We start from the raw sequence: 12608 nt of genomic DNA on the forward strand, positions 1-12608 counted from the left end.
TTCCCGGAGGTCGTCGGGGTTCCGACTGTCGCCGAAACCGCTGGCACCACCGGCCACATCCGCCTAACGCGTCAGCCGCTCCGGGACGTTCTGCAGCGCGACCGTGCGCAGGAAGCGCTCGACCGCGGCCGTGCCGACCGACGTGAACGCGCCGGACGCCGCCGGCCACGGGCCGCCGTGCTGCATCGCGTCGACCACCGCGACCCCCGTCGGCACGCCGTTGTAGATGACCCGACCAGCCCGGTCGACCAGCGCGGGCAGCAGCGCCCGGACCGCGTCGTCGTCATCCTCGCCGGCCAGCACGGTCGCGGTCAGACTGCCCTCCAGCCTTTCGGCGAGCGGGCCGTAACCGTCCACGGCGGACTGTGCGATGACGACAGTCGGGCCGAAGTGCTCCGCCAGCAGCTCGCCGTCGAGCGCGTCGCCTCCCACTCGGACGGCGAACGGCGCCGCGCCACCGGCCGGCGCGGTCGCCGCGCCCTCGGCCGCCGGTGCCCGGTCGCGCCAGGCGGCGTGCGCGGTGGCCATGGCGGGCGTCAGCATGCGCTCGAACACCGGTGTCCCGGCGACCTCGGCGGCCAGCCGGTCGGCGAACGCGGCGCCGGCCGCGCCGTCGGGCACGACCACCAGGCCCGGCTTGGTGCAGAGTTGCCCGGCCGAGCCGGTCACCGCGGCCGCCAGCGTCGCGGGCCAGCGCTCGTCGGCGAGGGCCGCCGGGAAGACGAACACCGGGTTGAGCGCGCCCATCTCGGCGTACACGGGGATCGGGTCGGGCCGAGCGGCGGCGGCGTCCATCAGCGCCCGGCCACCGGCCGCGGAGCCGGTGAAGCCGACCGCGCGGATCTCCGGCGCCCGCACGAGCGCGAGCGAGACGTCGGCGCCGCCCTCGACGACCCGGAACGCCTCGCCGAGCGCCGGCTGGACCGCCGCCGCGATCAGCCGGGCGGTCTCGGGCTGGGCCGGGTGCGCCTTGGCCACCACCGGGCAGCCGGCGGCCAGCGCGGACGCGGTGTCGCCGCCCAGCACGCCGAACGCCAGCGGGAAGTTGGACGCGGCGAACACCGCGACCGGCCCGATCGGCACCCGCACGGCGACGATGTCGCCACCACCGGGAGCGGCGCCGGCCGAGCGGACCACCGGGCGGTCCCGGCCGTCGGCCACGAAGTCACCGAGCAGCCGGAGTTGGCCGGTCGTGCGAGCCAGCTCACCTTCGAGCCGCGGCCGGGGCAGGCCGGTCTCGGCCATCGCCGCCTCGATGACCGGCGCCGCGGCGGCCGTCAGCGCGTCGGCGGCGGCGTGCAGGGCGTCGCGGCGCTGGGCGCCGGACCAGGTGGCCAGCTCACGCGCGGCGATGGCGGCCTCGGCGGTGCTGCTCTCGACAGACACAGTGCCTCCGTAATGTTCCGGGGGTGACAGCGGCGACGCTACCCAAGACCAACCTGCATCTGCATCTCACGGGCGCCATGCGCCCGAGCACCCTCGCCGAGCTCGCGGCCCGCGACGGCCTTCCGTTGCCGCCGCCGTTCGCGCCCGGCACGGTGCACGAGTGGGCCGCCTTCCAGGAGCGGTACGACCTGGCCCGCGCCACGATCCGCGGCCCGGCGGACATCGAGCGGCTGGTGGTCGAGGCGGCCGAGGACGACGCGACGTGCGGCGCGCGCTGGCTCGAGCTCCAGGTCGACCCGACGTCGTACGCGGTGGTCGCGGGCAGCCTGCACGGCGCGGTCGAGGCGGCCCTGACCGGCGCGGCCCGCGCACCGATCCCGGTCGGCATCGTGGTCGCGGCGAGCTGGGCGGCGGGACCCGAACACGCGCTGCGCCTGGCCAAGCTGGCGGCGGCGTACGCGGACCGGGGTGTCGTGGGGTTCGGACTGTCCAACGACGAGCGCCTGGGCCGCGTCGAGGACATGGCGCCGGCGTGCCGGCTGGCCGCCGAGGCCGGGCTGCTGGTGGTGCCGCACGGCGGCTTCTACACCCCGCCGGCGCACGTCGCCGACTGCGTCACGGTGCTCGGTGCCCACCGCATCGGCCACGGGCTGGCCGCGATGCACGACCCCGCCACCCGCGACCTGCTCGCCGAAGGCGGGGTCGCGCTGGAGGTCTGCCCGACGTCCTATCCCCCGCTGGGCGTCGCGGCCATCACGGAGCTTCCGATCCGCGACCTGCGAGCGGCCGGCGTCCTGGTCGCCCTGGGCACCGACGACCCACTGCTGTTCGGCTCCGACCTGACCACGCAGTACGCGCTGGTCACCAGCGACCCGGCGGAGCAGGCCGACCTGGCCCGCTGTTCGGTCATGGCGAGCGCCGCACCCGCCGCGCTCAAGGCCGCACTGCTGGGCTGATCGTCGCGGCCCAGGCGAGCAGGCGCTCGTCGTCGCCCCGGGCACCGACGAGCTGGATGCCCCAGGGCAGCCCGTGTTCGTCGCGGCCCGCGGGGACGCTCAACGCGGGCGCGCCGAGCACGCTGAACGGCACCGACATGGCCGCGCTCCCGGTGCTGTCGAGGCCGCGCGGTGCGGTGCCCGGCGCCGCCGGCGTGACCCAGACGTGCACGTCGGTGTCGTCGAAGGCCGCCACGAACTCGCGGCGCCAGCGGGTCGCCTCGGCGTAGTCGGCGGCCGTGACCGCCATCCCTTCGCGAACCGCGGCGGCGGTCTGCGGGCGGTAGCGGTCGGCGTGCTCCGGGAACCAGGTCGCGTGGGTGCGGGCCAGCTCGAACCGGTTGAGCACCACGCACCGCTTGGCGTTTTTCTCCACATCGGACAGGAAATCGGTGGTACGCACGACGAAGCCCGCCGCCCGCAACGCCGTCACCTGTTCCTCGAAGGCGGCCCGCGCCTCCACACCGGCCCGCGCGAGATAGGCCGGGGACGGGATGCCCAGCACCGGCTCGTTCGTCGGCGCTTCGGGCGTCCATGATGGACAGGCGACGGCAGCCACCTGGGCAGCGCTGGCCACGTCGGCGGTGAACCAGCCCACCGTGTCGAGCGACGGCGAGTGCGGCACCATGCCGTCCGTCGGGACCCGGCCGTGCGTGGGGCGGAAGCCGACCACTCCGCAGAACGCCGCCGGCCGGATCACCGAGCCCAGGGTCTGCGAGCCGAGCGCGACCGGCACCATCCCGGCCGCGACGGCGGCCGCCGAGCCGCTGCTGGATCCGCCCGGGGTGTGCGCCGGGTCGTGCGGGTTGCGGGTCGGGCCCGGCGCGGCGCTGGCGAACTCGGCCGTCACGGTCTTGCCGGCGATGACGTAGCCGGCCGCTCGCAGGCGGGTGACCAGCGACGCCTCAGGGCCGTCGAACAGCTCGGGCGGCAGCACCGAGCCGGCCCGGGTCGCGAACCCGTCGACCCGGAAGATGTCCTTGACGCCGAGCGGCACTCCTTCTGTGAGGCGCGCCCGGCGGCCCGGCTCGGGCAGGAACGCGTGGAGCACCGGGTCGACCGTGTCGATCCGGTCCAGCCACGCGGCGAGGGGCTGGGGATCGGCCAGCGAACGGGGCCGGACCAGAGGTGCCATCAGGGACCAAACTACGCGAGCGGCCCGACTCCGGGGCGGTCCGGGGGTACGTTCGGGACATGGCCGACGACAGCATCCCGCGCCCCAGCCAGGCCGCCGGACTGCGCGAGTTCTGGGCTGGCCTCGGCACCTTCCGCCGGGCCGGCGTGGTCAGCCTGGCCGCGTTCGAGGTCGTCTGCACGACCGCGGCCGCGCTCGACCTGATGCGCCGCCCGCAGCACCTGGTGCGCGGGCCCAAGGCGCTCTGGTGGCCGGCGATCTTCGTGCAGCCGGTCGGCTCGGTCGCCTACCTGACCTGGGGCCGCCGCCTGCGCACCGGCCCCGACGTGACGCCCTAACGCAGCACGGCGAGCAGGTCGGCGAGGCCGCCCTCGCGGGTCACGGCTCCGCCCACGCCGAGCGCGTCGGCGCCCGCCGCGAGGAAGTCGCGGGCGTTGTGCGGGCCGATGCCGCCGGTCGCGACGAACCGCACGTCCGGGAACGGTCCGCGCACCTCGCGCAGCCAGCCGGCGCCCAGCGAGCCGGCCGGGAACGCCTTCAGCCAGTCGCAGCCGGCCTTGCGGGCGTGGTGCACCTCCGACGGGGTGGCCACGCCGGGCAGGTGCGGCAGGCCGGCGGCGGCGCTCGCGGCGACCACGTCGAGGTCGAGCCCGGGCGCGACGGTGAACACCGCACCGGCGTCCGCCGCCACCTTCACCTGCTCGACCGTCACCACCGTGCCGGCACCGACCAGGGCTCCGCGCGCGGCCGCGGCCGACGCCACCGCCCGCAGGCACGCCACGGCCTCGGGGGTCTGGATCGGGACCTCGACGGCACCGAGGCCGCTGTCCCACACCGCCTCGGCGAGCGCCACCGCCCGCTCGATCGGCACGTTGCGGAGGATCGCCATGAGGGGTTTGCCGCGGAGCAGCGTCGCGAAGTCGGTCATCGGAATGGCAAGGTAGCCGGCATGCCCCAACCGGTCAACCGCGCACCCGCCCCACCGGACATCGTCGGCCTGGGTGAGGCGATGGTGCTCTTCCAGGCGGCCGGCGGGGCGCCGCTGGACACCTGCGCGACCACCTCGGTGCACGTCGCCGGGGCCGAGCTCAACCTGCTGGCGGCCGCGGCGCGGACCGGCGCGCGGGCGGCGTTCTGCAGCAGGGTCGGCGCCGACCCGTTCGGCCGGCGGGTGCTCGCGGCCGCCGCGGCGCTCGGCGTCGACACCGACCTCGTGGCCACCGACGACGGCTTCCCGACCGGGGTGTTCTTCAAGGAGGTACGCCCCGACGGCGCGCGCCGGGTGCACTACTACCGGGCCGGCTCGGCGGCGTCCACGATGGACGAAGACGACGCCGACCGGGCCCTGGCCACTTCGCCGCGGCTCGTCGCCGTCTCCGGGTTGACCGCGGCGCTGGGCGAGGGGCCGGAGCGCGCGGTGGTGCGGCTGGCCCGGCAGGCTCACGCCCGGGGCGTCGCGGTCGCGCTCGACCCCAACCTGCGGCCCGGGCTGCGGCCGGTCGGCGAGACGCTGGTCGGGCTGCTGCCGTACACGGCCTATCTGGTGCTGGGTCGCGACGAGGCGCCCACGCTGTTCGGCACCGACGAGCCCGCGGAGGTGTTCGCAAGGGCCCGGGCGGCCGGTGTCGGCGAGGTGGTGCTCAAGGCCGGCGCGGACGGCTGCTGGTACGCGACGGACGACGGGCCGGTGCACCTGCCCACGGCGGCGGTGCGGGTGGTCGACCCGGTCGGTGCGGGCGACGCGTTCGCCGGTGCCTACCTGGCGGCCCGGCTGGCCGGCATCGACCCGCGCGGGGCCGCCTGGCTGGGCAGCCAGTTCGCCGCTGGCGTGGTGGCCGCACCCGGCGACACGGAAGGGCTGCCGGACCCGGACCGGGCGCGCGAGCTGGTCAGCTCGGTCCGCTAGTCGCGAGCAGGTCGCCCAGCGGCGTGCGGTGGTAGAGCACGGACCGCCCCGAGCGGGCGGCGTCCAGCAGGCCGGCCCGGCGCAGCGCGCGCAGGTGGTCGCCCGCGGAGCCGACCGGGACGGCCAGCGTCCGGGCCAGTTGCGTGGTGCTGGCCGGCTCGCGCAGCGCGACCAGGATCCGGGCCCGGGTGCGGCCTATGAGCTCCTCCAGCGCGGCCGAGGGCGGCTCCGGCCGGGCACCCCACCAGTCGGCGACGCCGCGCGCCGGATAGATGATCGCGCGGTCCCAGGGGTCGTCGGAGTGCGCGGCGATGCTGGGCCAGATGAACACCGACGGGATGAACGTCATGCCCCGACCGCCGACCACGACGTCGCGGCCGGCGATCCGGCTCACCTCGATGCTGCCGTCGCGCCAGCGGACCCGCTGGTGCAGGCCGTCGAGCGCGGCCGCCCAGCCGTGCCGGGCCAGCAGGCCCGAGCGGTAGACGATGTCGCGCTCGCAGATCGCCCGCAGCTGGAGCCAGTCGGTGGCCAGCAGGGCGTCCCAGGCGCGGCGCAGGCCGTCGGCGAGCAGCTCCGTGACGTCCGGCGAGGCCAGGATCTCGCGGGCGTCCGGGTCCTTGGCGGGCCGGGCGGCCAGGCACACCGCGATCTCGGCGCGGGCCACGGGCAGGGGCACCGCGCGTACCACCTCAAGGTCGTCGTCGATCGTCTGCAGCGCCGACCGGGTCGGCGGTGGCGCGACGAAGTCGGCGCCGCCGTGCGGGTGGTGCAGCGCGAGCAGGGCCCGCATGGCCGGGTCGGTGCGGCGGAGGTGCTCGAACGCGGGGCGCAGCCGGGCGGCGGGGCCGGGCGTACGCGGGCCGTGCCGGTCCGTGCCGTCGAAGAAGCGCAGCAGGTTCTCCAGCTCGAAGCTCGGCGACAGCGCGAACCGGCTGTGCAGCAGGTCGGTCTGGTCGACGAGGTAGCGGAGCACCCCTCGACGTTACGGCCAGGACCGTAACTTTGGCCACCGGGGCGCCGCCTGCCGCAGGCTGCGGCGGTGAGCACACAGTCCGCCACGTACCGCGAGGTCTTCGCGGTGCCGGCCTTCCGGGTCCTGTTCGTCAGCCGCTCGATCGCCATCGCCGCCGACGCGCTGCGGATCGTCGCGCTGTCGGTGCTGGTGTTCGCGGCGACCGGCTCGCCCCTGCTGTCCGCGATCACCTTCGCCATCGGCTTCCTGCCGCAGGTGCTCGGCGGCGCGCTGTTCGGCTCCCTGGCCGACCGGCTCCGGCCCCGGCCGCTGATCGTGGCGGGCTACGGCGCGGAGTGCGTGGCCGCCCTGACCCTCGCCACGGTGCCGCTGCCGACCTGGGCCCGGCTGGTGCTCGTCGCGGTGGTCGCGGTCGGCACGCCGGTGTTCAACGGCGCCTCCGGCCGGCTGGTCGCCGACGTGCTGACCGGCGACGCGTACGTGCTGGGACGCTCGGTGAGCAGCATGGCGTCGGGCGGCGCGCAGCTGCTCGGCCTGGCCGCCGGCGGCGTCGCGATCGCCGCGCTCGGCGCGCAGCGGGCCCTGCTGCTCACGGCCGCCTGCCACCTGGTCGCCGCGCTGATCGTCCGGTTCGGTCTGGCCGACCTGCCCGCGGTGCCGGCCGCCGATGGCGGCGGTGCGGTGCGGCAGAGCTGGTCGAGCAACGCCGCGCTGCTGGCCGACCCGTGGGTCCGGCAGTTGCTGCTGCTGCAGTGGCTGCCCTCGGCGTTCGTGGTCGGCGCCGAGGCGCTGATGGTCGCGTACGCGTCGACGCGGGGCTTCCCGGCCGGCGCGGTCGGGCTGCTGATGGCGGCCTCCCCCCTGGGCATGCTGGTCGGCCATCTCGTGGTCGGTCGGCTGGTGCCGCCGGACACCCGGATCCGGCTGGTCGCGCCGCTGGTGCTGCTGCTCGGTCTGCCGCCCGTGGCCTTCGCGTTCGACCCGCCGTTGCTCGTCTGCGCCGTGCTGATGACCGCCAGCGGCGTCGGGTTCGCGTACTCCCTCGGCCTGCAGCGGGCGTTCGTCGACGCGGTGCCGGAGCGCGGCCGGGGCCAGGCGTTCGGCCTGCTCTCCACCGGCCTGATGACCCTGCAGGGCGTGGGACCGGCCGTGTTCGGTGGGCTGGCCTCGCTGACGGCCCCGCGCTGGGCGGTCGCCCTGGCCGGTGTGACAACGGTCACGACCGCGCTGTTGGTGCCCAGGCGCCGATTCCTTCTCGACTCCGGTGCGGTCAACACCGGCGGACGGAAGGAGAGCCACGATGGCCAGCACACAGTCGAGCGCCGTGGAGCGCATGTACCGGACCTGGACCCGGGACCGCTTGAACCCGCCGCCGGAGCCGGAGCCGCGGGAGACCGACGACCACTGGGGTGACCTGACGGCGGAGCCGCGCGGGGTGGACTACCTGGAGGTGGAACACGGGCTGCGGCTGGTGCCGCACGGCGTCCGCGACTCCGGGGCGGCGCTGCTGTGCCTGCACGGCGGCGGCTTCGTCAGCGGGTCGGTGTTCACCCACCGCAAGCTGTACGGGCACCTCGCCAAGGCGATCGGCGTGCCGGCGCTGATCGCGCACCAGCGGCACACCCCGGAACAGCCGTTCCCGGCGCAGCAGGAGGACGCGCTCGCGGCGTACACCTGGCTGGTCGGACAGGGTTTCGATCGGCTGGTCCTGGCCGGCGACTCGGCCGGCGGCGGGCTCGCGGTGACGGCGACCCTGGCCGCCCGCGCCCGCGACCTGCCGGCCCCGGCGGCGCTGCTGCTCATCTCGCCGTGGGTGGACATGGCGGTCAGCGGCGACAGCTTCGACACCAACGCCGAACGCGACGGGTTCTTCTACCGCGACGTGGTGCTGGAGTTGGCCGCGATGTACCTCGCGGGCCGCGACCCCCGCGATCCCGCGGTCAACCCGCTCCACGCGGACCTGACCGGGCTGCCGCCCACGTTCATCCAGGTGGGTGCTGACGAGACGCTGCTCGACGAGAGCCGGATGCTGGAGAAGCGGGCCCGGGAGTTCGGTGTGGAGGTGCGCCGCGACGTCTTCGAGGAGCAGCAGCACACCTTCCAGATGGCCGCCGGGCGCGCACCGGAGGCGGATGACGCGATCCGCCGGTTCGCTGACTGGGTACGACCGAGACTGGAGCTGTGACGATGGATCCGGGAGAGCTCGAGCCACATCGCCGCGAGCTGACCGCGCACTGCTACCGGATGCTCGGCTCGGCCGAGGAGGCGCAGGACGTGGTGCAGGAGACGTTCCTGCGGGCCTGGCGGGCCCGGGAGCTGTTCGAGGGACGGGCGTCGGTGCGGGTCTGGCTCTACCGGATCGCCACCAACGCCTGCCTGACGGCGCTGGAGCAGCGGGCCCGGCGCCCGCTGCCCTCCGGCCTCGGCGCGCCCGCCGACGACCCGACCGCACCCGGCACGATCGACCTCGACGTGCCGTGGCTCCAGCCCTTCGCCGACGACCCGGCCGACACGGTGGTGCGGCGCGAGAGCCTGCGCCTGGCCCTGGTCGCGAGCCTGCAGCTGTTGCCCCCGCGGCAGCGGGCGGTGCTGTTGATGCGCGAGGTGCTGGAGTTCCCCGCGACGGACGTGGCGTCCATGTTGGACATGTCGGTGCCGGCGGTGAAGAGCAGCCTGCAACGGGCGCGGGCGCGCCTGGACGCGGCGCGTGGCGAGCCGCTGTCCGACCCGGACTCGCCGGAGGCGTTGGCGCAACTCGACGCGTACCTGGCAGCGTTCGTCAACAGCGACCTCACCGCGCTGGAAGAGGCGCTGCGCAAGGATGCCACGCTGGAGGTCGTCCCGTCCCGCACCTGGTTCGCCGGCAAGGCCGTCTGCGTTCCCTACCTGCGTTCGGTCCTCGGCGAGCCCGGCGAGTGGGCGATGTTCCCGGTGACCGCCAACGACCAGCCGGCGGTGGTGGTCTACCGTGCCGGAGCCGCGTTCGGCGTGGTGCTGCTGTCGCCGACCCCGACCGGGCTGGCCGGCATCGTCCTGTTCACCGGTGCCGACCACGTCGAACGCTTCGGCTATCCCGCGGTGCTGGGCCCTGGGCTTGCCTAGCCGCCCTCGGTCTGGCGGAGCTGGCCGGCGATGTCGTCCGGCGAGAGGTTGGCGTTGGCGAACGCGGCCGTGCGGGGCAGGCTCAGGTGCAGCTCGGTCTCGGTGGCCACCCGCACCTCGCCCTCGACCAGGGCGAAGTCGAGGGCGTGGCCGCCGTGGTCGCGGTCGGCGGTGAGGAAGTGCAGGTGGTAGCCCGGCACCGCGATTCCCAGCTCGTACGACGGTGACCGGAAGCCGGCCAGGTCGCCGTCGACGTCGCGGAACGTGGTGACGGCCTGCCCTTCGGTGGCCTTGGTCAGCGGCGGGTACGGCGGCTTCTGCTCCATCACCGTGCGGGTCTCGACGCTCGCGAACCGGCCGGTGACGCGGACGGCGGCCGTCAGGTTGGTGGTGGGCAACGCGTGGTCGATCCGGTCGAGCAGGTTCTTTCGGTCGACCGGCGCGGTGATCCGCAGGGTGATCTCGGGCCGGAACCAGGTGACGGTGGCGAACGGGGTCAGGTCGGTGGGCTCCGCGACCCGCGCGCCGCCGTCGGCCCGCAGGTGGTGGCAGGTCCCGTCGAGCACGACCATCTCGCCGTCGAGGTGGTTGAAGGTGCCGAGCCCGAAGTTGCCGTGCCGCAGCAGCTCGGCGATCGTCACGTCGCCGTCGTAGAGCCCGTCCAGCAGGGCGGCGATGGTCGAGGTCTGGTAGATCTCGTCGGCGTGCCCGTCGTGGATCATCGCGCGGCCCCACGCCCGGAACCGGTCGTATGCTTCGCTCTCCATGGCGCTTCCTCGCTCGGCGTCACCTTTGTCCCTCGTCGGGGCACCCGCTTGACACCTACCCGGTGACGCCCGGCCGACACCACCCGGCGCGGTAGAGGTCGCGCAGCACGCCGATCTCGCCGCCGTGGTGCATGGTCTCGCGGTTGACGTGCACGATCAGGGCGGCCATCGGCTCCGCGGCGAAGTAGGCCCCGCGCGGGCCGAGCGGGCGGGCCAGCTCGTCGGCGTCGAGTGCGGCGATCGCCGTGTGCCAACGGCCGTACACGTCGTCGAGGAAGGCCAGCGCCCCGGTGGCGTCCGCCGGGAGGTCGGGGACGTGCCGCGGGTCGGACATGTCGGCACCGTCCTCATTGGAGGCGAAGAACGTGCTCACCCGGGTGTGGAAGTTGACGGCTACGTGCGCGATCCGCCAGGCGATGGTGGTGAACGGCGGCGGTGTGCCCGGTTCCGGCCAGGGGCCGTCGGCGCGGTGGCGGCCGTCGTCTCCCCGGCGGACCGTCCAGGCGTCGGGGACCGGCTCCCAGGCGTACTCGTCGTCGGTCAGCCCGTCGAGTCGGGGTCGCAGGTGGTTGTCCCAGTAGAACGTGAGCTGGTCTTTGAACAACTCGATCAGAGCGCCGCTGCCCATGCCCGCACCTTCTGCCGGAAGTCCTGCTCCACCTCGTCCGGTGGCAGCCAGGCGATGCCGTGCACCTCGTCTGCCCGCAACCGGGTGGCAGGTGCGGTGACCGTGGTGAAGAGATAGCGGACGTCGAAATGGTGGTGCGCGGCTTCGTCTCTGGCCGGGTTGGCGGCGATCGGGTGGACGCCGATGTCGCACGGCGTGTCGTCGGCCAGGGTCAGCAGCGCGATGCCAGTCTCCTCTTCGACCTCTCTTTGGGCCGCGCCGACTAGCGTCGTGTCGCCGGGTTCGAGGTGTCCGCCGGGCTGGAGCCATCTCTTGAACACGCTGTGGCGGATGTGGAGCATCCGGCCGGCAGGGTCGAGCACCACCGCGGAGGCGGTCACGTGGCCGGGTACGAACGTCTTTCGGGAGACGACGTCGGCTTCTTCCGTGAGGGCGGTGGTCAACGGTGCCAGCCGCTCGGCCTCGGCCGGGTGCCGCGCGAGGTAGCCGGCGATCACCTCGGCGACGTGCGCACGGGACATCACCCCGAGATGGTACGCGTCGCCTTACGGATGCTGGTGTGCCGTGGACGCGCGGGGCACGAGGCTCGGCTCGAAGCGGAGGTGCCGGGCCGTGACCGGGCTGCCGTTCTCGCGTTCGACGATCCCTTCCAGCAGCAGGCGCGCCGCGTGGCGGCCGAGGTCGGCGCGGGGCGCCCGCACGGAGGTCAGCGGGACGGCCGCCGCGGCCGCGAACTCCATGTCGTCGTAGCCCACGATGGCGACGTCCTCCGGCACCCGGACCCCGTGCGCAAGCAGCCCTTGCAGCAGGCCGATCGCCACCAGGTCGTTGGCGGCGAAGACGCCTGTGGGCCGGCTCGCGGGGTGCATCGCCAGGAGGTGGTCGGCGGCGCCGCGGCCGGAGCGCAGGGTCAGGTCGGCGGTCGGGATCGACAGGAACGAGGTGGCGCCGTCGGAGACCTGGCGGATCGCCTCGTACGCGCCGTCCCTGCGGTCCTCGATCTGGGCCAGCGTGGCCGGGCCGCCGACGACCGCGATCCGCCGGTGGCCGCGGGCGAGCAGGTGCTCGGCCGCGATCCGGCCGCCGGCCACGTCGTCGACGGCGACGTTCGAGTGGGTGCGCTCCAGGTGCCGGTCCAGGAAGACGATCGGGATGCCGAGGCGGTCGAACGCGTCGGTGCTCGGCGGGGACAGGTTGGTCGGGTTCCAGAGCAGTCCGCGTACCCGCTGCTGCTGGAACATCTCCAGGTAGCGCTGCTCGCGGCCCAGCAGGCCGCCGCTGCCCGCCAGCATGACTACGAGCCCGGCGGTGGCCACTTCGTCCTCGACACCGCGTACGACGTCGGTCAGATAGGGGTTGGCCACGTCGAGCACCAGCATGGCGACGGTTCGGCTGGACCCGGCGCGGAGCTGGCGGGCCGACTCGCTGCGCACGAAGCCGAGCTTGGAGATGACGGCGCTGACCCGGCGCCGGGTGGGCAGTGCGACCAGATGTGGCCGGTTGAGCACATTGGACACAGTGCCGACCGAGACGCCGGCGGCCGCCGCCACGTCCTTGATCCGCACACCGCCCGGTAGCTCAGCCATAGGTGTGACCAGGGTGCCACAGCCAGCGATCGATGCGGCATCCGCCGCCCGGCGGGCGGCTGTGGCCGTCGTCACGTGGTGCCATTACGTGCCCGTGACATCGCGCGGATCGATCGCGGACACGTGG

14 protein-coding genes are annotated in these 12608 nt (G+C 74.7%); 6 read left to right on the top strand and 8 right to left on the bottom strand.

The window, feature by feature from the left end; genetic code table 11:
• Positions 1-63 precede the first annotated feature (63 nt).
• Positions 64-1386 carry an aldehyde dehydrogenase family protein gene (locus tag CHC05_RS31835; protein WP_089254327.1) on the bottom strand — a complete coding sequence of 441 codons (1323 nt, stop codon included), beginning with the start codon at positions 1384-1386 and terminating at the stop codon, positions 64-66.
• A 23-nt stretch (positions 1387-1409) separates the two neighbouring features.
• Here CHC05_RS31835 and add point away from each other — a divergent pair, with 23 nt between their 5' ends.
• Positions 1410-2342, top strand: coding sequence for an adenosine deaminase (gene add, locus CHC05_RS31840; protein WP_245871314.1), 933 nt, complete (start codon positions 1410-1412; stop codon positions 2340-2342).
• Here the strand turns inward: add and CHC05_RS31845 are convergent.
• Positions 2320-3516 (bottom strand): amidase, encoded by a 1197-nt coding sequence (locus tag CHC05_RS31845; RefSeq protein ID WP_089254328.1) that lies wholly within the window; start codon positions 3514-3516, stop codon positions 2320-2322. The genes add and CHC05_RS31845 overlap by 23 nt on opposite strands.
• Positions 3517-3575: 59 nt before the next feature.
• Here CHC05_RS31845 and CHC05_RS31850 point away from each other — a divergent pair, with 59 nt between their 5' ends.
• Positions 3576-3854: a hypothetical protein gene (locus CHC05_RS31850; protein ID WP_245871315.1), complete on the top strand. Its 279-nt coding sequence runs from the start codon at positions 3576-3578 to the stop codon at positions 3852-3854.
• On the opposite strand, the gene CHC05_RS31855 is transcribed toward CHC05_RS31850, so the two are convergent.
• The gene (locus CHC05_RS31855) at positions 3851-4444 is read right to left on the bottom strand and encodes a bifunctional 4-hydroxy-2-oxoglutarate aldolase/2-dehydro-3-deoxy-phosphogluconate aldolase (protein ID WP_089254329.1); all 594 of its coding nucleotides are present in this window, start codon (positions 4442-4444) and stop codon (positions 3851-3853) included. The two genes, CHC05_RS31850 and CHC05_RS31855, sit on opposite strands and share 4 nt — an antisense overlap.
• A gap of 21 nt (positions 4445-4465) precedes the next feature.
• On the opposite strand from CHC05_RS31855, the gene CHC05_RS31860 reads away from it, so the two are divergent.
• Positions 4466-5422: a sugar kinase gene (locus tag CHC05_RS31860; protein WP_089254330.1), complete on the top strand. Its 957-nt coding sequence runs from the start codon at positions 4466-4468 to the stop codon at positions 5420-5422.
• Here CHC05_RS31860 and CHC05_RS31865 read toward each other — a convergent pair.
• On the bottom strand, positions 5406-6398 hold the full coding sequence (locus tag CHC05_RS31865; protein WP_089254331.1) for a DUF5937 family protein: 993 nt from the start codon (positions 6396-6398) through the stop codon (positions 5406-5408). The two genes, CHC05_RS31860 and CHC05_RS31865, sit on opposite strands and share 17 nt — an antisense overlap.
• Positions 6399-6464: 66 nt before the next feature.
• On the opposite strand from CHC05_RS31865, the gene CHC05_RS31870 reads away from it, so the two are divergent.
• Genes CHC05_RS31870 through CHC05_RS31880 form a run of 3 tightly spaced genes read left to right on the top strand, consistent with a single transcriptional unit; the run spans position 6465 to position 9500 of the window.
• On the top strand, positions 6465-7811 hold the full coding sequence (locus tag CHC05_RS31870) for an MFS transporter (RefSeq protein ID WP_089254332.1): 1347 nt from the start codon (positions 6465-6467) through the stop codon (positions 7809-7811).
• On the top strand, positions 7732-8583 hold the full coding sequence (locus CHC05_RS31875) for an alpha/beta hydrolase (protein ID WP_245871320.1): 852 nt from the start codon (positions 7732-7734) through the stop codon (positions 8581-8583). Before CHC05_RS31870 ends, CHC05_RS31875 begins: the two co-directional genes overlap by 80 nt.
• A 2-nt stretch (positions 8584-8585) precedes the next feature.
• Positions 8586-9500, top strand: a complete 915-nt coding sequence (locus CHC05_RS31880) for an RNA polymerase subunit sigma-70 (RefSeq protein WP_089254372.1) — start codon at positions 8586-8588, stop codon at positions 9498-9500.
• On the opposite strand, the gene budA is transcribed toward CHC05_RS31880, so the two are convergent.
• The 4 genes from budA to CHC05_RS31900 are packed head-to-tail and all read right to left on the bottom strand — an operon-like array spanning position 9497 to position 12481.
• Complete coding sequence (budA, locus tag CHC05_RS31885) at positions 9497-10267, bottom strand: acetolactate decarboxylase (protein WP_089254333.1); 771 nt, start codon at positions 10265-10267, stop codon at positions 9497-9499. The two genes, CHC05_RS31880 and budA, sit on opposite strands and share 4 nt — an antisense overlap.
• Positions 10268-10322: 55 nt before the next feature.
• Positions 10323-10895, bottom strand: a complete 573-nt coding sequence (locus CHC05_RS31890) for a DinB family protein (protein WP_089254334.1) — start codon at positions 10893-10895, stop codon at positions 10323-10325.
• On the bottom strand, positions 10877-11416 hold the full coding sequence (locus CHC05_RS31895; protein ID WP_089254335.1) for an NUDIX hydrolase: 540 nt from the start codon (positions 11414-11416) through the stop codon (positions 10877-10879). The genes CHC05_RS31890 and CHC05_RS31895 overlap by 19 nt, the downstream gene beginning before the upstream one ends.
• A gap of 24 nt (positions 11417-11440) precedes the next feature.
• Positions 11441-12481 (bottom strand): LacI family DNA-binding transcriptional regulator, encoded by a 1041-nt coding sequence (locus CHC05_RS31900; protein WP_089254336.1) that lies wholly within the window; start codon positions 12479-12481, stop codon positions 11441-11443.
• Between the last annotated feature and the right edge of the window lie 127 nt (positions 12482-12608).

Origin of the sequence: Asanoa hainanensis (genome assembly GCF_900188485.1) — a bacterium.
Classification (GTDB): domain Bacteria; phylum Actinomycetota; class Actinomycetes; order Mycobacteriales; family Micromonosporaceae; genus Asanoa; species Asanoa hainanensis.

Bases quoted from the DNA above. Each gene is read 5' to 3' on its own strand.
- CHC05_RS31855 (WP_089254329.1), bottom strand. From the start codon at position 4,444: ATGACCGACTTCGCGACGCTGCTCCGCGGCAAACCCCTCATGGCGATC.
- CHC05_RS31880 (WP_089254372.1), top strand. From the start codon at position 8,586: ATGGATCCGGGAGAGCTCGAGCCACATCGCCGCGAGCTGACCGCGCAC.
- budA (WP_089254333.1), bottom strand. From the start codon at position 10,267: ATGGAGAGCGAAGCATACGACCGGTTCCGGGCGTGGGGCCGCGCGATG.
- CHC05_RS31900 (WP_089254336.1), bottom strand. From the start codon at position 12,481: ATGGCTGAGCTACCGGGCGGTGTGCGGATCAAGGACGTGGCGGCGGCC.
- CHC05_RS31860 (WP_089254330.1), top strand. From the start codon at position 4,466: ATGCCCCAACCGGTCAACCGCGCACCCGCCCCACCGGACATCGTCGGC.
- CHC05_RS31850 (WP_245871315.1), top strand. From the start codon at position 3,576: ATGGCCGACGACAGCATCCCGCGCCCCAGCCAGGCCGCCGGACTGCGC.
- CHC05_RS31895 (WP_089254335.1), bottom strand. From the start codon at position 11,416: ATGTCCCGTGCGCACGTCGCCGAGGTGATCGCCGGCTACCTCGCGCGG.
- CHC05_RS31875 (WP_245871320.1), top strand. From the start codon at position 7,732: ATGTACCGGACCTGGACCCGGGACCGCTTGAACCCGCCGCCGGAGCCG.
- CHC05_RS31845 (WP_089254328.1), bottom strand. From the start codon at position 3,516: ATGGCACCTCTGGTCCGGCCCCGTTCGCTGGCCGATCCCCAGCCCCTC.
- CHC05_RS31890 (WP_089254334.1), bottom strand. From the start codon at position 10,895: ATGGGCAGCGGCGCTCTGATCGAGTTGTTCAAAGACCAGCTCACGTTC.